Annotated in this window: 15 protein-coding genes and 2 rRNA genes; 13 read left to right on the top strand and 4 right to left on the bottom strand. The window is 50.0% G+C overall.

The window, feature by feature from the left end; all coding sequences use genetic code 11:
- Nucleotides 1-81 precede the first annotated feature (81 nt).
- Nucleotides 82-834 (top strand): transporter, encoded by a 753-nt coding sequence (locus EPD17_RS05125; RefSeq protein ID WP_132052326.1) that lies wholly within the window; start codon nt 82-84, stop codon nt 832-834.
- Between the two features lie 6 nt (nt 835-840).
- On the opposite strand, the gene EPD17_RS05120 is transcribed toward EPD17_RS05125, so the two are convergent.
- On the bottom strand, nt 841-1,773 hold the full coding sequence (locus tag EPD17_RS05120; RefSeq protein WP_132052324.1) for an AraC family transcriptional regulator: 933 nt from the start codon (nt 1,771-1,773) through the stop codon (nt 841-843).
- Nucleotides 1,774-1,938: 165 nt separating this feature from the next.
- On the opposite strand from EPD17_RS05120, the gene EPD17_RS05115 reads away from it, so the two are divergent.
- The 3 genes from EPD17_RS05115 (at nt 1,939) to EPD17_RS05105 (ending at nt 6,326) form a co-directional block, all read left to right on the top strand.
- Nucleotides 1,939-3,471, top strand: a complete 1,533-nt coding sequence (locus EPD17_RS05115) for an aldehyde dehydrogenase family protein (RefSeq protein WP_132052322.1) — start codon at nt 1,939-1,941, stop codon at nt 3,469-3,471.
- A gap of 179 nt (nt 3,472-3,650) precedes the next feature.
- Nucleotides 3,651-4,049 (top strand): DUF779 domain-containing protein, encoded by a 399-nt coding sequence (locus tag EPD17_RS05110; protein ID WP_132052320.1) that lies wholly within the window; start codon nt 3,651-3,653, stop codon nt 4,047-4,049.
- Between the two features lie 174 nt (nt 4,050-4,223).
- Nucleotides 4,224-6,326 carry a catalase gene (locus EPD17_RS05105; protein ID WP_132052318.1) on the top strand — a complete coding sequence of 701 codons (2,103 nt, stop codon included), beginning with the start codon at nt 4,224-4,226 and terminating at the stop codon, nt 6,324-6,326.
- Nucleotides 6,327-6,363: 37 nt separating this feature from the next.
- On the opposite strand, the gene namA is transcribed toward EPD17_RS05105, so the two are convergent.
- On the bottom strand, nt 6,364-7,428 hold the full coding sequence (gene namA, locus EPD17_RS05100) for an NADPH dehydrogenase NamA (RefSeq protein ID WP_114237339.1): 1,065 nt from the start codon (nt 7,426-7,428) through the stop codon (nt 6,364-6,366).
- A 454-nt stretch (nt 7,429-7,882) separates the two neighbouring features.
- Here namA and EPD17_RS05095 point away from each other — a divergent pair, with 454 nt between their 5' ends.
- From EPD17_RS05095 to EPD17_RS05055, 9 genes are all read left to right on the top strand, one after another.
- Nucleotides 7,883-8,743 carry a hypothetical protein gene (locus tag EPD17_RS05095; RefSeq protein WP_132052316.1) on the top strand — a complete coding sequence of 287 codons (861 nt, stop codon included), beginning with the start codon at nt 7,883-7,885 and terminating at the stop codon, nt 8,741-8,743.
- 6 nt (nt 8,744-8,749) lie between these two features.
- Nucleotides 8,750-9,298 (top strand): RNA polymerase sigma factor, encoded by a 549-nt coding sequence (locus tag EPD17_RS05090; RefSeq protein WP_132052314.1) that lies wholly within the window; start codon nt 8,750-8,752, stop codon nt 9,296-9,298.
- A complete protein-coding gene (locus tag EPD17_RS05085; RefSeq protein ID WP_132052312.1) occupies nt 9,295-9,915 on the top strand; it encodes a hypothetical protein in 621 nt (206 codons plus the stop codon). The genes EPD17_RS05090 and EPD17_RS05085 overlap by 4 nt, the downstream gene beginning before the upstream one ends.
- Before the next feature lie 77 nt (nt 9,916-9,992).
- Complete coding sequence (locus EPD17_RS05080; RefSeq protein ID WP_114237344.1) at nt 9,993-10,226, top strand: hypothetical protein; 234 nt, start codon at nt 9,993-9,995, stop codon at nt 10,224-10,226.
- 176 nt (nt 10,227-10,402) lie between these two features.
- Entirely contained in the window at nt 10,403-10,786 is a 384-nt protein-coding gene (locus EPD17_RS19860; protein WP_165929528.1) for a hypothetical protein, read from the top strand.
- Between the two features lie 37 nt (nt 10,787-10,823).
- Complete coding sequence (locus EPD17_RS05070; protein ID WP_165929527.1) at nt 10,824-11,726, top strand: DUF72 domain-containing protein; 903 nt, start codon at nt 10,824-10,826, stop codon at nt 11,724-11,726.
- An 86-nt stretch (nt 11,727-11,812) separates the two neighbouring features.
- The gene (locus EPD17_RS05065; RefSeq protein WP_132052308.1) at nt 11,813-12,496 is read left to right on the top strand and encodes a DUF421 domain-containing protein; all 684 of its coding nucleotides are present in this window, start codon (nt 11,813-11,815) and stop codon (nt 12,494-12,496) included.
- A gap of 61 nt (nt 12,497-12,557) precedes the next feature.
- The gene (locus tag EPD17_RS05060) at nt 12,558-14,315 is read left to right on the top strand and encodes a family 43 glycosylhydrolase (protein WP_132052306.1); all 1,758 of its coding nucleotides are present in this window, start codon (nt 12,558-12,560) and stop codon (nt 14,313-14,315) included.
- A 39-nt stretch (nt 14,316-14,354) separates the two neighbouring features.
- Nucleotides 14,355-15,446, top strand: a complete 1,092-nt coding sequence (locus EPD17_RS05055) for an energy transducer TonB (RefSeq protein WP_132052304.1) — start codon at nt 14,355-14,357, stop codon at nt 15,444-15,446.
- Nucleotides 15,447-15,612: 166 nt separating this feature from the next.
- Here EPD17_RS05055 and rrf read toward each other — a convergent pair.
- Both rrf and EPD17_RS05045 read right to left on the bottom strand, forming a co-directional pair.
- Nucleotides 15,613-15,728: ribosomal RNA gene (gene rrf, locus EPD17_RS05050) — 5S ribosomal RNA — on the bottom strand.
- Between the two features lie 61 nt (nt 15,729-15,789).
- Nucleotides 15,790-18,685: ribosomal RNA gene (locus tag EPD17_RS05045) — 23S ribosomal RNA — on the bottom strand.
- Nucleotides 18,686-18,825: the final 140 nt, after the last annotated feature.

Genomic DNA, 18,825 nt, shown 5'->3' with positions numbered 1-18,825 from the left:
AGCCCCGGCAGATGAAGGCATCTGCCGGGGCTTTTTTTGTTAGTGGCACAAGTTTTTATCCACTTTATAAAACCATTATTCATGATGAAATGGATGGCCGCAGCAGGCATGTTATTGCTGGTGCAATGTGCCGGTGCACAGGAAGATAAAGTGGTGGCCGACCGACCCAGCGAAACGCAAACACCGCAATTGACGGCGCCTAAATATGTGCAGCTAGAAGCCGGCATCCGCAAGGAAGCCAGCGGCGGCGATTACACCATATTTCATCCACGCACTGCTGTAAAATATGGCCTGTCGAAAAAGGTGGAACTGCGTGTAGAGATCGATGCGGATTCGGAAAAGGCATTCTCTAAAAACGAATATAAATACGGTTTGCTGCCGGTGCATCTTGGCTTTAAAGCAGCGCTGCTTGAAGGGAACGGCGCATTGCCGCAAACCACACTTATGGGCATGGCAGGCATGCCCACATGGGCATCACACGACAATAAAGTGGCGCATGTAGCCCCGCAACTGCGCCTGCTGATGGAAAACAAATGGGGCGAACAATGGGAGCTTGATTACAACGTTGGCGCCGAGTGGGATGGCGATGCTACGACGCCGCAATGGATCGCGACCATTGAACCGCAACTCACCCTCAACAACAAATGGCAACTGTTTGTGGAAGCTTATGGTAAATGGCAAAAAGGCCATGGCCCGGAGCATGTGGTGGATGCTGGCATGGGTTATTTTATTTCCAAAAACCTAAAACTGGATGTGATTGCAGGCAAAGGTTTATCGCATGAAGCCCCGGAATATTTTATCAGCACCGGCCTTGCATTTCGTTTTAAAATGTAAAGGCATTTATGCATAGAAACCGGACAGCCGCTGGTATGCTTTAGGCGTAATGCCTTCCACTTTTTTAAACAGGCGTACAAAATAATTGACGTCCGAAAAGCCGCATTGCAGGCTTACTTCAAAAAGGGACATTCGCCGTGTGGAAAGCAACTCCTTAGCCAGTTTGATGCGTTCGCGGATAATGTATTCAAGCGGCGTGATGCCTAGCTGTTCGCGAAACCATTTAAAGAATGCATTGCGGCTCAGGTATGCTTTGTGGCACAACTGGTCAACCAGTATTTTATCGGTCAGGTGTTCGTGAATATAGCGCAGCACAAACTGCAGCCGCGAACGGTTGGGATCGCTGATGGCAGCCACTTCCACCTGTTGCAGGTGCTGGCTTTGAATCAGCCGGATCAACAATTCTTTTAAATTCAGATCGGCAAAAACACCTTTGGCTTTATCGGCGCTGCTGCAAATGCGGATCAGTTTATTGATCAGTGCTGTGATCTCTTCATCGTTATCAAAATGAAACTTATTACACTGCAGTTTCCAGTCAGTAATGCCATCCGGATCGCTGTTGAAATGTTCGTTTAAATACTGCACTGTTTTGCGGATATAACCATCGTCCACCGCCAGTGCAATACACTGCGATGGATTGTGTGCAGCCGCTTCCGGAAAATCAATCACCATCGTTTGGTTTGCCGGCACAATCACGGTTTCGCCGGGCAGGTAATCAAACGCAGGCTTGTTGGGCAGGTGCATTATTTTTTTACCCCGCACCATGCTGGTAATTACAAAATCGGAAAACTGCAGCGGCACAGCGTAAGCCTGCTGGTAGCTTTCAAAAACATTGAGCTCGCAATTGTGCAGGTTAAAAATGCGGCGGGCCTCCACCAGCGTTTGCAAGTGTTTTTCTGGAGTAAGGTTGATGGTGTGCAACAGGTGCTTTGTAGCCACAGGCAATGCTTTTGGTAATCGTTAGTCGGTTTAAATTAAGCAGAAAAATGCAGCAGCCGGTTAATTAAAGTACAATTGTGCTATAAAATAATACGATTTTCTGCCCCTCCTATCCCCTGTTTTTTCCAACTTGTACCTATTCTTCACCCAAAAACTTGCTTGCATATGTCTACCGCAACTGTGGCGGCCCGGGCCGAAAACCTGGTGGCACGCCCATCGTTCAAAGACCGTTACGACCATTACATCAACGGGAAATTTACCGCACCTGCTTCGGGCCAGTACTTCGATAATATTTCGCCGGTGGACGGCAAAGTATCTACGCAGGCCGCAAGGGGCAATGCGCAGGATATTGAGCGGGCACTCGATGCTGCATGGGCGGCATTTCCTGCATGGAGCAAATCGGCGGCCTCCAAACGCAGCAATATTTTATTAAAAATCGCCGACCGCATCGAGGAAAACCTGGAGTATCTGGCGGCTGTGGAAACCATCGACAATGGTAAGGCCATCCGCGAAACACTGGCCGCCGACCTGCCGCTGGTAGTGGATCATTTCCGCTATTTTGCCGGCGTGCTGCGTGCCGAGGAAGGCTCTATTTCGGAGCACGATGAAACAACTGTAAGCATACAACTGCACGAGCCAATTGGCGTGGTGGGACAAATCATTCCATGGAACTTTCCGCTGCTGATGGCCACCTGGAAAGTAGCACCGGCGCTGGCTGCAGGTTGCTGCGTTATTGTAAAACCCGCGGAGCAAACACCCACTTCCATTATGTGCCTGATGGAACTGATCGGCGACCTGCTGCCGCCGGGTGTATTGAATATTGTTACCGGCTTTGGCCCCGAAGCGGGCAAGCCGCTGGCCACATCGCCTCGTGTAAGTAAAGTAGCCTTTACCGGAGAAACCACAACAGGCCGCCTCATCATGCAGTATGCGTCGGAAAACCTGGTTCCTGTAACCATGGAGCTGGGCGGCAAAAGCCCCAACATTTTCTTTCCATCGGTGATGGAAGCCGATGATGAATATTTTGACAAAGCCATTGAAGGCGCCGTGATGTTTGCGCTGAACCAGGGCGAAGTATGTACCTGTCCCAGCCGCATCTTGGTGCACGAAAGCATTGTCGATAAGTTTTTGGAACGTGTAGTAAAACGCACCCTCGCCATTAAGCTGGGCAACCCGCTGGATAAAACCACCATGATGGGTGCACAGGCATCGGAAGACCAGTTCAATAAAGTAATGAGCTACTTCGATATTGGCAGGCAGGAAGGTGCCGAAGTGTTGTGTGGCGGCCGTGCATTTAAAAATGAAGCAGCGCTGGAAAACGGCTATTACATTGAGCCCACCATCTTCCGCGGGCACAACAAAATGCGCATTTTCCAGGAAGAGATCTTTGGCCCGGTAACATCGGTAACTACATTTAAAACCACTGAAGAAGCCATCGAGCTTGCCAACGACACGCTGTATGGTTTAGGTGCCGGCGTATGGACCCGCGATGCGCATGAACTGTACACGGTGCCCCGCGCTATTCAGGCAGGTCGTGTGTGGGTAAACTGCTACCATGCTTACCCGGCACATGCACCGTTTGGTGGTTATAAAAAATCGGGCTTTGGCCGCGAAACCCACAAGATGATGTTGAATCATTACCGTCAGACAAAAAATATGCTGATCTCGTACAGCAAACAAAAGCTCGGATTTTTTTAAAGGCATTTGAACCACGAAGACACAAAGCACACCAAGCTGCACGAAGGATAATTTGATGTTGCAGCGCAGTGTGCTTTGTGTCTTTTTCTTTTTAAATAAAAGTGTTGTGTTACCGGGTCGGTTACAGACTTAATGATCGATGCATTTGCTTTTTAGCACAACACAAAAAACAACGAACAATGATTCCTCAAAAAGTAGTGACCACCGATGCTGCAAAAGTGCTGATCAGGCAACTGAAAGAACTGCATGGCCCGCTGATGTTTCACCAAAGCGGCGGCTGTTGCGATGGATCGCAGCCAATGTGTTTTACGCTGGGCGAATTTAAAACCGGCAACAGCGATGTATTGCTGCAAACCGTTGAAGACTGCCCATTTTACATGAGCCGCGATCAATATGAATACTGGAAACATACCCAACTGATCCTGGATGTAACGCCGGGCCGCGGCAGTTCTTTTTCGCTGGAAATTCCGCTGGGCGTACGTTTCCTTACCCGCTCCAGGGTGTTTACCCAAAGCGAGCTGGCCCAACTGCAATCTCTAACCGAAAATGCCGGCAACAACGAATTGTTGCATCAATGATTGCAGCCTATACAACAGCCTTTCTTATTCCATAACAAAAGCATTACTCAAGCGCCATGCGCAGCAGCGGTTTTTTTTCTATCTTAGTCAGCCCGGCAATTATGCGCAGTGCTATTTGTCGGGTAAATAAGCCGCTGTCCCTTCTGCCATTTTTTCACTCAAAAAATGGAACGCATGGGAAATCATGAACAAGGCAACGACAGCACGCAGCAGCACCTTACCACCAACCAGGGGCTGAAGATTGCAGACAACGACAATTCGCTGAAAGCAGGCGTCAGAGGCGCTACCCTTATCGAAGACTTTCATTTCCGGGAAAAAATGACCCACTTCGACCATGAACGGATACCGGAGCGGGTGGTGCATGCACGGGGTGCCGCGGCGCATGGCGTGTTTCGTGTGTACAACGACTCGTTCAAGCAATACACCAAGGCAAAGTTCCTGACCGACCCAAGCCTCGAAACCGAAGTGTTTGTGCGCTTTTCTACCGTGGCTGGTTCCCGCGGATCGGCCGACACGGTGCGGGATGCACGAGGCTTTGCCACCAAGTTTTATACCACCGAGGGCAACTACGACCTGGTGGGCAACAACATCCCGGTATTCTTTATCCAGGATGCCATCAAGTTTCCCGACTTGGTGCATGCCGTTAAGCCCGAGCCGCACAATGAAATTCCGCAGGCATCGGCGGCACACGACAACTTCTGGGATTTTATTTCCCTGATGCCCGAATCGCTGCACATGATTTTTTGGGCGATGAGCGACCGGGCCCTGCCGCGCAGCTACGCCATGATGGAAGGTTTTGGCGTGCATACCTTCCGGCTCATTAACGAAGCTGGCGTTTCACATTTTGTAAAATTTCATTGGAAACCTACGTTGGGCGTGCATTCGCTGGTGTGGGATGAAACGCAGAAACTGGCGGGCAAAGACCCCGACTTTAATCGCCGCGACCTGTGGGAGGCCATTGAAAAAGAAGCTTTTCCCGAGTATGAATTAGGCCTGCAGATCATCCCCGAATCCGATGAATTTGCTTTTGATTTCGACATACTCGATGCCACTAAAATATGGCCCGAAGAACTGGTGCCGGTGCAGCCCGTGGGCAAAATGATCCTGAACCGCAACCCCGATAATTATTTCCAGGAAACAGAGCAGGTTGCTTTTCACCCAGGCCACCTGGTGCCCGGTATTGATTTTTCCAACGACCCGCTGTTACAGGGCCGCTTGTTCTCCTACCTCGATACGCAGCTCATTCGCCTGGGTGGGCCCAATTTTGCCGAAATACCCATCAACAGGCCGCAGGTGCCGGTGGTGAATAACCAACAGGATGGTTACATGCGCCAGAACAATATGAAACGCAAGGTCAATTACTCACCCAACTCGCTGGGTGGCGGTTGCCCCTATGCCGCGGGTGCCGATATGGGTGCATTTACGCACTATGCCGAACGCATCGATGGCCACAAGATCAAGCAGCGCAGCGAAAGCTTCAACGACCATTTTACACAGGCCCGCCTGTTTTACAACAGCGTGTCGAAAGCGGAGCAAATGCATATTTTGGAAGCCTTTCAATTCGAACTGGGCAAAGTGGATACGATGCATATCCGCGAACGCATGGTGGACCTTATTGCAAAAGTAGATACCGAGCTGGCGCAGCAAGTGGCCGAAGGCGTTGGCGTTACCAAAAAGATAACCGTGGAGCCGCAACCAATGCCCACCACCGAAGGCAAACGCCGGGTGGATGTGTCGCCGGCATTGAGCCAGTTGAATACGGCAATGGATTCCATCAAAAGCCGCAAAGTGGCCATACTGATTGAAGATGGTTTTGATGGCAAAGCGCTGGACGAGATAAAGGGCATGCTGGAAAAAGCAGGCGCTACCTGCGAGGTTATTTCCAAAGCACAGGGCCAGCGCAAAGCCGCCACTGGCGCCGATGTGCAAACCGATAAAAGCCATGTAACCACCGGCTCCATTATGTACGATGCGGTGCTGATACCCGGTGGCCGCCAATCGGTGGACAGCATGAAAAAGATGGGCAAGGTGCTGCATTTTATTCGCGAAGCGTATAAACATTGCAAACCCATTGCAGCCATTGGCGAAGGCGTGGAATTGGTTGAGGCCTGCCAGTTGCCCGAGCAGATGGTGTTTGAGCAAGCACAAACCGACAAAGGTTTGGTGAGTTCGGCAAAAGGCGGCGATGCAGCCGAAGTAGGCCGGCAGTTTATTGAAGCCATAAAAAAACACCGGCATTGGGAACGGGAAGAAAACAAAGAGCTGATACCGGCTTAATAAAAAACGCAGCACCGATTGGTGCTGCGTTTTTGTTTTATCGCTTGGCTCGTTTGTATTGATCGGGCCATTCTATATCCACGCCCAGGTCTTTGGCTGCATGCAGCGGAAAATAAGGCTGCCGCAAAAACTCGCGGGCAATGATGATGAGGTCGGCCTGGCCATTTTGCAAAATAGCCTCGGCTTCGCTTGCCTGTGTGATGATGCCCACCGCGCCGGTGGCAATGCCTGCGCCTTTTTTCACCTGCTCGGCATACGCCACCTGGTACAGCGGTCCCGCCGGGATTTTTGCCGCAGGCACATTTCCGCCGGTCGAGCAATCGACCAGGTCGACACCCATCTCTTTTAATTTAATTGCCAATTGCACCGAGTCGTCGCCGGTCCATCCGCCTTCCGTCCAATCGGTTGCGGAAATGCGCACAAAAATGGGCAGGTCTTTAGGCCACACTTCCTGCACGGCGGCTGTTACTTCCAGCACCAGTCGGATACGGTTTTCAAACGATCCGCCGTATTCATCGGTGCGCTGGTTGGACAGCGGCGAGTAAAATTCGTGCAGCAGGTAGCCATGTGCCGCATGAATTTCCACCACTTTATAACCGGCCTGCAAGGCACGCTGCGCAGCTGCTTTAAAATCGGCCACTACTTTTTTGATGCCGGCTGTATCAAGCTCAATGGGTGCAGGAGTGTCATCGGAAAAAGATAGCGCACTGGGTGCAACGGTTTGCCATGCGCCTTCCTCATGGTTGAGTGAATCGCCACCGAGCCAGGGTGCACGGTGGCTGGCCTTGCGGCCGGCATGCGCCAGTTGTATGCCCGGCACGGAACCTTGCCCAGTAATAAAGGAAGTGATGCGTTGCAAAAACGGAATGTGCTCGTCGCTCCAGATGCCGAGGTCGGCAGGTGTAATGCGGCCCTCGGGGCTAACGGCTGTTGCCTCCTGGATGATGAGCGCTGCACCGCCTACGGCGCGGCTGCCGAGGTGCACCAGGTGCCAGTCGTTGGCAAAGCCATCCTGTGCGGAGTACTGGCACATGGGCGATACAACGAGCCGGTTTTTGAGGGTGATGCTTTTAAAGGTTAAGGGTTGAAATAGTAATGCCATAATGTGTGCTTCTTCAGGAGCAAAGTTGCTTGCAAATGCCGCTCCATTTGTCAGCGCTGTGTTTGTTTGCTATTGATCTTTTCTATGGCCTGATAGGCAACAGCCGTTAATGATTTGTTAAGCAAAAAATTTTCACCCAACCCTTTTGCCTCCGCAAGGGGTACTGTTTATAAATGGGAAGACAAAAAGCAATCATCAATTTTTAATCATGAACAACCGACTGAACGAACACCAACCGAGGGATTGCTAAAGCAGCAGCATCCGGTATTAATGCGCCCCGTTTACTTACTTCAACAACGCTGCAGGTTGTTTTATTCAACAAGTAATGCAACCGCCCAGCATAAAGCATTTTACCGCCGGATGCCCGGCCTGTACCTTGCCTGACAGCACCCAAATGTTCACCTACTTTTTAGTTCATACCACAACCAAACACTAACCAACAAAACCTTTAACGATGAAATGGATCTCTTACTGCTTTTTAATAGCATTCTTTTCTTCCTGTACGGCCGTAAAAGTTTCGGTGCCGCAACAGTTTAGCAGCAGCGCCACCCGCCTGCCCATCAAAGGACTCAATGGCTGGATGGTGAACCAGAAACTTTCGTTTGCCCAATACCAAACATCTGCCATCAAACGCGGGTGGGATTTTAGCTCGTCGGTGCAGTACACCCGCTTTGGCATGCGGCCCGAGGATTTCCTATTACGCGTCATCAACATCGGTACCGACCGCCAGCTTTTAGCACAGCACAACAAGTTTCAATACACCCTTTCCGATGGCAACAACATCACGGAGATTTATGCCACCGAAAAGTTCAATGAAAAAGACTTGGTGTATAAAACAGACCATGCTTTGCTCGGCAACGTATCGGCCACGCAGCGCTACGAGTATGCATTTACGGCAGCCATTGTGCCGGTGAGTGCACAAACACCAGAGCCCTGGTCGCTGGTGATGACGCACAAGTATGATTCGAAAAAAGACACCATCCGCGGCTTGTTTTACCAACCACATATTGAGGAAGAAGGCTACGCCACCAACGGCAAGGAAAATATTATGATCAAACCGCTGCGCCTGCAGGATGTAACCACCAAAAGCGGCAAGCAAACCAAAGTGCTGGGCGGCCCCATGCTTACGGGTTATGAACTAAAATGGGACGACGGACTGGTGGCCATTATCGACATCATGGACAACTCGCTCTGGCTGTACAACGATTTGGAGGCATCCGACAAACTGGTACTTTCATCCATTGCTTCGGCCATCTTGCTGAAGCGGATGCAGGACGTAGAAAAAGACCGCGATAACGTAGCACGCAGCTTTTAAGTACCCATGCAAACCATAGCAACCGACATACAGGAGTTACTCGATGGCTGCCGCGCCAACCGGCGCAGTGCGCAGGAAGGGCTGTACCGTCAGTGCTATGGCTTTGCTATGACCATTGCGCTGCGCTACAGCCGCGATGAGCTGGATGCAGCCGACATCATGAGCCATGCGTTTGTCAAGATATTTAAAAGCATCCACACCTTTGATCCCGAAAAAGGTTCGCTGCATGCATGGATCAAACGCATTGTGGTAAACGAAGGTTTGGACCACATAAAAACACGCAGCCGGTTTAGCGAAGAGGTGGAATTGGAATCGGTGGCGCAGCCTGCGTATATCAACAACGCGGCGTTGGAACAAATGGGTGCCGAAGAGATCATGAACCTGATCAAACGACTGCCGCCGGCAACGCATGCCGTGTTTGTGCTGTATGCGGTGGAAGGCTACAACCACCGCGAAATTGCCGAGCGGCTCCACATCAGCGAGGGCACATCGAAATGGCACCTGAGCGAAGCCCGCAAAACCCTGCAACAGCAACTACAGCATTTGAATAATTGATGCATCCAAAAGAACGATACGAGGAAATCATCACCGGCAAACTTGCCGCACTGCCGCTGCCCGATATGGCCGATGCCATCTGGCTGCGGATTGAGCGGCAGTTGGATATTGACCTGCCATCGGACGAAGGCGGCAATATGCCCGAACCACCATCGCCATGGAGCGGTGGCGGGCTGGCCGTTGGTGCAAGTTTGCTGGCCGTTGTAGGTGCGCTGATCGCTTTTCTTTATCTCCAACCCGTTTCCAACAAAATAACCAACAACACTCCTGCAAATACACCAGCTAACATCCAGGTAGCAACACCAAAAAATAGTAATGACATTCCTTCCAATCAAAGAACCTTGATGGAACCGGTAAATGGCCCGCCCGCAGCCAACACAGTCGAGCCGCAAACGGCGGCACCCGAAACTGCAATTGCAGATGTGACCATTGCGCCAACACCAAATGGCAACAGCAGTTTTACGCCTGCTGAAAACCTCACGGCGCAAGCGACCACAAATGTGCCCGCAGCGCTGCCCGAAGTAAAGCAAGACACGGTGCCTAAAAAGCGCCGCGGCCTGCAAAACATCAGCGATAAGGATTACCGTATTGTGCCGAAAAACGGGGACGCGCCATAGGCGGGTTTTTCATTTCCTGTCAAAAATCAGGACGCAGGCATGCGGGCAATGGCGTACCTTTTACTAAACTTTTTGCTATGCCACAAAGCCGCAAACGGCCGGGCCATCAATATCAAAAGCCTGCCGATATTCCGTCTTCGCAACGCACTACGGGCCACCTTTTGTTATCGCTGCTGTTTGCTGCATTTGGCCTGCTCATGGCCTGGTTTGCCACAGGCAACAATATCGTTGTACTGATTTTGGGCGCTGTTGCCGGCGGCATACTGGGCTGGATGCTGGGCCGGAAAATGGAACGCGACAGCAAAGCATAACGGAAGCATTGCAATCTTTTTGGAGCAGCAGCTACTTTTCCTTTTTGCCCCAGTTGTCCTGCATTTTATTATAGGACTTTTTTGATACCGATGATTTTTTTGCGGGCTTTGAATCGCCTTTCTTCTTGTGGGCATTGATGTTGTTCACCAGCGAATTTTTTACGCCCAATTTGTTCTTGCTGCCGCCCGATGATTTCTTTGCAGCAGCTTTCTTTGTAGCCGTCTTTTTAGCGGTTGCTTTTTTTGGCGCGGTGCGTTTTGATGCAGCTTTTTTAGCCGCTGTTCTTTTTGTTGCGGTTCGCTTTGTAGCAGTCTTTTTTGTGGCTGTCTTTTTCGTTGCCGACTTTTTCGCAGCCAATTTCTTAGTTGCTACTTTCTTTGTAGCGGTGCGTTTTGTTGCGGCTTTTTTTGCAGTGCTTTTTTTAGCGGCTGCTCGTTTTGTTGTTGCCATGGTTTGTTTTAATCATACCTGTTGCAATGCCCATGCCCGCTGCATTTTGTTTAATAAAAAATCGGTTAACCATCCATCGCTCAAACAGGTTCTACAATCCATGCAGTGATGGTATTCTCTTTGCATACCATGCAGTTTATTTGCATATGAAATTTGGTGCGGTTCCCATACAGCAACTCCCCTCCGTTGATTTTACCTTGCCCCCAGACCCGCCGTTTAATGATGAAGTATTGCGCGGCAAAAGGGTAAAACATCCCGCGGTGTATGTTGGTGCCGGCACCTGGGGCGATGCCAGTTGGGTAGGCAATGTGTATCCGCCAAAAACGCCGGCCAAAGCATTTCGCAATGTGTACCCGCAGTACTTTAATGCTGCCGAACTCAATGCCACGCATTACAATATTTATTCGCCAGAAATCATTGCGCAGTGGGCCGCTGCAGCTAAAGACCGCAACTTTAAATATTGTCCCAAGTTTCCGCAAAGCATTTCGCACTACAGCAATTTTGAAAACACTGCTGCCGAAACAGCAGCTTTCTTGGAAAGCATTGAAGCATTTGGGCCGCACCTCGGGCCCTTGTTTTTACAAACCAGCGAAAGCTTTCCGCTGGCTTCCCGCCATTCATTGTTTAAATACCTGGCCACCCTGCCGCAAAAACATACTTATTTTTTAGAAGTGCGCCACCCGCAGTGGTACGAAAGCAGCGAAGCGGTGCTTACCTGGATGCAGGTGCTACGCCAGCTGGATATTGGCGCCGTAATAACGGACACGCCTGGCCGCCGCGATGCAGTGCACATGCACCTGCCGCTGCCCAAGCTGTTCCTGCGTTTTGTTTGTAACGAAACACACCCTACTTCTTTCCAGCGCATTGATGCATGGGTTGGGCGCATTGCTCAATGGATTGATGCAGGTTTGCAGGAAGCGTATGTTTTTTTGCACCCGGGCAGCGATGGTGCAGTGCCGGAGCTGGCAACGTATTGGATTGAACAACTCAATGAACACTGTGGGTTGCAATTGCAGCCGCCATTGCCCAAACAAACCAGGCTTTTTTAAAACAAATACTCCTGCAAATAACCATGCGCTGTGTAGGGCAATTAGCTGTGGCATAACAATTTGATGCTTGCGATAAAGCATCGAATATGGAATGGGAAAAGCTTTTGCTGGGCGAAGAAGACTGGAGTTTCCTGGGCGAAGCTGCTTTTCGCACCTGCATCATGTTTCTGGTGATCCTTACTAGCCTGCGGCTGTTGGGAAAAAGGGGCATCAAGCAACTTTCCGTGTTTGAGTTGGGCGTGATCATCGGGCTGGGCTCAGCGGCCGGCGACCCGATGTTTTACAAAGACGTAGGACTGCTGCCGGGCATCCTAGTTTTTTCCATTGTAGTGGGCCTGTACCGCCTCATCACCTTTCTTATAAGCCGCAGCCAGCGCTTTGAACACCTGGTGGAAGGCAAGGCCACTTATATTATCCGCGATGGCGTTTTTATTTTAAAAAACCTGGAGCGGGAACCCATTGCCACCGATGAATTATTTACCGAGTTGCGGCAGCAATCCATCTTGCACCTGGGCCAGATCGAGCTGGCGATATTGGAAAACAATGGCGAAATCAGCGTTTATTTTTACCCCGACGATGAAATAAAATATGGCCTGCCGATACTGCCCGAATTGCCGGAGTTTAAGAGCGGGCAAATTGACCAGGGTGGCCAGTATGCCTGCACGCATTGCGGCTCGGTGCAGGAGTTGATGGCCGCACACCAGCAAGGGTGCACACAATGCGGCAAAGACAAGTGGCGTGCAGCATCCAACAGAAAACGCAATCGTTAAGTACTGCTTAACATTTGGCAAAACGGCCGTTTGCTTACCTTTAAGAAAATCATCTGGCGCCATGTGGAGGATTGCAGTTTCGCTTGTTTTTATTTGTTGCTCCATCACCGTTGCTGCGCAGCAAAAAACTTATTGCAACCCAATCAACATCGACTACGGTTACACGCCCATTCCCAACTTTTCAGAATGGGGCCGGCACCGCGCTACCGCCGACCCGGTGATCGTTCGGTTCAAAGGCGATTACTATCTTTTTTCAACCAACCAGTGGGGTTATTGGTGGAGCCCCGACATGGTTAACTGGAACTATATTCAAAAGTTTTTCCTGAAACCGCAGCACAAAGTTTATGATGAATTGTGCGCCCCGGCCGTGTGGGTTATGGGCGATTCGCTTTGTGTGTTTGGCTCTACTTATACTTCCGATTTTCCGATCTGGGTAAGCACCGATCCAAAGAACAACCAATGGACCGAAGCGGTCGATTCGTTTAAAATCGGCGGATGGGATCCTGCTTTTTTTGTGGACGATGACCAGCGCCTATATATGTACAATGGCAGCAGCAACCGCTATCCGATGTACGGCATTGAAGTGGCCCGCAGTACGCTGGAACCCATTGGCACCCGCAAGGAAATGTACCTGCTGGAACCCTGGCGCTACGGCTGGCAACGCTTTGGCGAATACATGGACGATACTTTTTTAGACCCGTTTATGGAAGGTGCCTGGATGACCAAACACAATGGAAAATACTACCTGCAATACGGTGCGCCGGGCACCGAGTTTAGCGGCTATGCCGATGGCGTGGTGGTGGGCGATGGCCCGTTGGGCCCGTTTACGCCGCAATCGATGCCTTTTAGTTTTAAGCCCGGTGGCTTTGCGCGGGGTGCCGGTCATGGCGCTACGTTTCAGGATGGCTGGAACAATTACTGGCACACATCCACCATCGTTATTTCTACCAAGAATAATTTTGAACGCCGCATCGGCATCTGGCCAACGGGCTTTGATAAAGAAGGCGTGATGTACACCAATACTGCGTTTGGCGATTATCCGCATTATCTGCCAACAGGCAAAAAAGACGATGATTTCAACCCGATGGGTGATGGCGGCTTTACCGGTTGGATGCTCCTGAATTACAACAAACCCGTGCAGGTTTCTTCCACGCTGGGCGGCTTTGCAGCCAATTATGCGGTGGACGAAAACATCAAAACATATTGGAGTGCAGCATCGGGTAAAGGGGGCGAATGGTTTCAAACCGACCTCGGTGCATTGAGCACCGTGCATGCGGTGCAGATTAATTATGCCGACCAGGATGTGGATTCCATTTTTTTAGGCAAACGTGCCGGCAGCTATCATCAATACCGCGTGTTGCATTCAAGGGATGGAAAAAAATGGAGTGTGCTGATTGATAAAAGTGCCAACAAAACTGATGTGCCGCACGACTATGTGGAGTTGCAAACGCCGGTGCAAACCCGCTATTTAAAGATAGAAAATGCGCACATGCCTACCGGAAAATTTTCGCTCAGCGGGTTCCGGGTGTTTGGCAAAGGAGCGGGCAAAGTGCCCGAAGCGGTAAAAGGTTTTGTGGTGCTGCGCACCGAAAAAGACAAACGCAGTGCATGGCTTAAATGGCGGCCGTCGTCTGATGCGTATGCTTATAATATTTACATGGGACTTGCACCGGATAAGTTGTACAACAATGTAATGGTGTATGGCGCCAACGAGTATTATTTCAAAGGCATGGATAACAAGATGACCTATTATTATAGCATCGAAGCCATTAATGAAAACGGGGTTTCGGAACGTAGCCCGGTAATGAAAGTGGAGTAACGCGTTTTACAAACTTAAATTCAACCAACACTAACAATTATGCTTTCTACACATAATGCCCGCATCAAAAGCATCGCACTGGCATTTGCTGCATTGATTGCGGCTGGTGCAAACGCTCAGCAAAACGATACGCTTGTAAAATTCCTCGACGCAAAGTTTGAGCCCACAACACTCAAGAAGATGGTGTACAAAGGGCAAGTATATAAACAACAAGAACGCTATGCTATGGTGGTGACGCTGCCATCTGGAACGCCGGTGTATACAGCTCAATTTAAAGATGCCAAGACTTCGGTGCTTCATGGCGACTATGTGCGCTACTATAGCAATGGCAGCAAGCAGTCGATGGCCACTTTTGTCAATGGCAAAACTGAGGGCCCGTGGATATGGTGGTACGAGAACGGGCAGGTAATGGATTCGGGAATGGCGCGGAATGGTATTAAAGACGGCACGTGGTATAACTGGTATCCAAACGGGCAAATGAAGATCCAGCTCACTTATGCTCCGGCAAAGGAAGCGGAGGGAGTAATGACTACTGCAGCTGCAAACTATGCGGCGGTATTTCATGGGCCATACAAATCGTGGTATGAAAACGGGATGCAGGAAAGCGAAGGGAATTTCGCAAACAATAAACGGGTAGGCAGCTGGCGTTGGTTTCACCAGAATGGAAAAGTGTCGACCATTGAAGAGTACAACGAAGCAGGCAAAGTAACCGCCATGCAATGTTTTGACACCACCGGTGCCAGCCAGGGCGATTATTGCAGTTTGAACAGGCCCGCTTTCATTAAAGGCCACGGCGACTTCCGAACCTACATGACCGAAAATTTTCGCTGGCCCAAGGCCGTATCGGCGCAAAAGAAAAAAGGTTCTGTTTCCATTTCTTTTATTGTATCGACAGACGGAAGGATGACGGATGTAAATGTTAGGGGCACTACGAAGTTGCTGGAGGATGCGGTTAAATACTTCCTATATCAGATACCACTTTGGGAACCGGCCATTTCGCACAACCGCATCGTAGCGTTCGAGGAAAATATTGAAGTGATTTATGAAGGCAAACCCAAGTTTACGATGGAGCGACAGGAGTTCCCGGAAATGTGGCGGCCTGATTATATAAGAGAAGCGATGTGGGAGTAAGTTGGTAAAATGAAAGCCGCAATTTTATCGCTTGGCCTTCATTTTTTATAATACCGTTTGGGAGCTGAATCGTTCAGACTAGTCATTGCCTTAATCTCTTTCCCTCTCTTCCTTTAATGCGACAAGCCCCACATTTCTGTGGGGCTTGTTTGTTTGATGTTAATAAGATTGGCGGTTACCTACTCTCCCGGAGCATTGCTACTCCAGTACCATTGGCCATGAGGGGCTTAACTTCTCTGTTCGGTATGGGAAGAGGTGGACACCCTCGGAAAAACCACCATCAATATTGTTTGACATACTGGAAAGCAAGTTTGTAGTAAACTATAATGTTAGTTAGATAATAAAATTAAAGCGTACGGGCAATTAGTACTACTCGGCTGAACGTATTACTACGATTACACCTGTAGCCTATCAACGCAGTAGTCTGCTGCGGCCCTTAAAAGAAAACTCATCTTGTGGAAGGTTTCACGCTTAGATGCTTTCAGCGTTTATCCTGTCCGTACATAGCTACTCGGCACTGCACCTGGCGGCACAACCGATACACCAGCGGTACGTACGACCCGGTCCTCTCGTACTAAGGTCATGTCCACTCAATTTTCTTGCGCCCACCACAGATAGGGACCGAACTGTCTTGCGACGTTCTGAACCCAGTTCACGTGCCACTTTAATCGGCGAACAGCCGAACCCTTGGGACCTTCTCCAGCCCCAGGATGTGACGAACCGACATCGAGGTGCCAAACCTTTCCGTCGATATGAGCTCTTGGGAAAGATCAGCCTGTTATCCCCGGAGTACCTTTTATCCTTTGAGCGATGGCCTTTCCATATAGAAACCACCGGATCACTTCAGCCGACTTTCGTCCCTGCTCGACTTGTAGGTCTCACAGTCAAGCTCCCTTATACTGATGCGCTCTGCGTACGATTACCAACCGTACTGAGGGAACCTTTGCAAGCCTCCGTTACACTTTAGGAGGCGACCACCCCAGTCAAACTACCCACCATGCACTGTTTCCCTCGAAAGGGATTAGACTCTAAACAAAGAGAGGTTGGTATTTCAACGACCGCTCCACAACCCCTGGCGAGGCTGCTTCATAGCGTCCCAACTATCCTACACACCCGTTGTTCAAAATCAATGCAAAGTTGTAGTGAAGGTTCACGGGGTCTTTCCGTCCCGTGGCGGGTAACCGGCATCTTCACCGATACTACAATTTCACCGGGCTCGTGGAGGAGACAGTGTTCAACTCATTAGACCATTCGTGCAGGTCGGAACTTACCCGACAAGGAATTTCGCTACCTTAGGACCGTTATAGTTACGGCCGCCGTTTACTGGGGCTTCAGTCAGGAGCTTTGACCTTGCGGTCGAACACCCTTCCTTAACCTTCCAGCACCGGGCAGGTATCAGGCCCTATACGTCATCTTTCGATTTTGCAGAGCCCTGTGTTTTTGTTAAACAGTTGGTTGAACCATTTTACTGTGACCATATCGCTATGGTACGCCTTATCCCGAAGTTACAGCGTCAATTTGCCTAGTTCCTTCTCCACGGCTCACCCGAGCGCCTGAGAATATTCATCCCGTCTACCTGTGTCGGTTTGCGGTACGGGCCGCTGTAGCCTAACCTTAGAGGTTTTTCTCGGCAGCTTTTAACTTCACTCACCGCAGCCGAAGCTTTGGTGTACTTTCCCGCTTTGCCAAGTCTTGCGGATTTGCCTGCAAAACCTATAGCTACACGGTTAACCGCACTATTCCGTAAGTGCGGGGAAGGTTCAATACTGCGTCACCCCATCGAAACTACAGTGGGTGCTGGAATATTAACCAGCTTTCCATCAGCTACCCCTTTCGGGTTCACCTAAGGACCCGACTAACCCTGATCCGATTAACGTTGATCAGGAACCCTTAGACTTTCGGCGTTAAGGTTTTTCACCTTAATTATCGTTACTTATGCCTACATTTTCGTTTGAAACCACTCCAGCAATGGTCACCCATCACCTTCAACGCAGGTTTCAATGCTCCCCTACCGATATACACTCAAAGTGCAATCATAGAGCTTCGGTTCATGGTTTGATGCCCGATTATTTTCCGCGCGGCGTCTCTCGACCAGTGAGCTGTTACGCACTCTTTAAATGAATGGCTGCTTCCAAGCCAACATCCTGGCTGTTATAGAAACGCCACCTCGTTTGTCCAACTTAACCATGTATTGGGGACCTTAGCTGCTATTCTGGGTTATTTCCCTCTCGGCCACGGACCTTAGCGCCCGCAGCCTCACTGCTGCATAGCATTTATGAGCATTCGGAGTTTGTCAGGGTTTGGTAGGCGGTGAAGCCCCCTAGCCCAATCAGTAGCTCTACCTCTCATAAACTCTAATTAATGCAACGCTGTTCCTAAAAACATTTCGGGGAGAACGAGCTATCTCTCAGTTTGATTGGCCTTTCACCCCTATCCACAGGTCATCCCATAGCTTTTCAACGCTAATGGGTTCGGACCTCCACTGGGTGTTACCCCACCTTCATCCTGCCCATGGATAGATCACAAAGTTTCGCGTCTGCCCCCACTGACTTAATTGAACGCCCTGTTCGGACTCGCTTTCGCTACGGCTCCGTTAAATAAGAACTTAACCTCGCCAGTGAGGAGCAACTCGTAGGCTCATTATGCAAAAGGCACGCCGTCACTACGTAAACGTAGCTCCGACCGCTTGTAGGCGCACGGTTTCAGGTACTATTTCACTCCCTTATTCAGGGTGCTTTTCACCTTTCCCTTACGGTACTGGTTCACTATCGGTCTCTGAGGAGTATTTAGCCTTACCAGATGGTGCTGGCAGATTCAGGCAGGATTTCTCCGGTCCCGCCCTACTCAGGATACTGCTCGTCCCACTCAATGTACGCTTACGCGGCTTTCACGCCCTATGGCCCAACTTTCCAGATGGTTCAGCTTGATGAGTGTTTCTAAATGCAGTCCTACAACCCCCATGGAGCACGCCCCACAGGTTTGGGCTCTTCCCCGTTCGCTCGCCACTACTTAGGGAATCATTTTGTTTATTTTCTTTTCCTCCGCCTACTTAGATGTTTCAGTTCAGCGGGTTGGCTTCTCTTTCGAGATAATACGCCTTCAGCGTACTGGGTTGTCCCATTCGGAGATCCAGGGATATATCACTCGTGTGCAGTTCCCCCTGGCTTATCGCAGCTTACCACGTCCTTCATCGCCTCTCAGAGCCTAGGCATCCACCATGCGCCCTTATGTGCTTTAAATCTTTTTAGATTTATCTAATTCAATTTGTGAAAATTGTATTTACCCAACCACTTTGATTGACTTCAGACCACCAAAATTATTTAGTGATGCAAAAAAACTATCATTGTGATCTTGGCTAACTATAGCATTATTTCTACTA

Source organism: Pseudocnuella soli (assembly GCF_004347775.1).
Lineage (GTDB): Bacteria > Bacteroidota > Bacteroidia > Chitinophagales > Chitinophagaceae > Flavisolibacter > Flavisolibacter aquaticus.
Note: the sequence above shows the minus strand (reverse complement) of the source record. Positions and strands in the feature narration are given on the sequence as shown.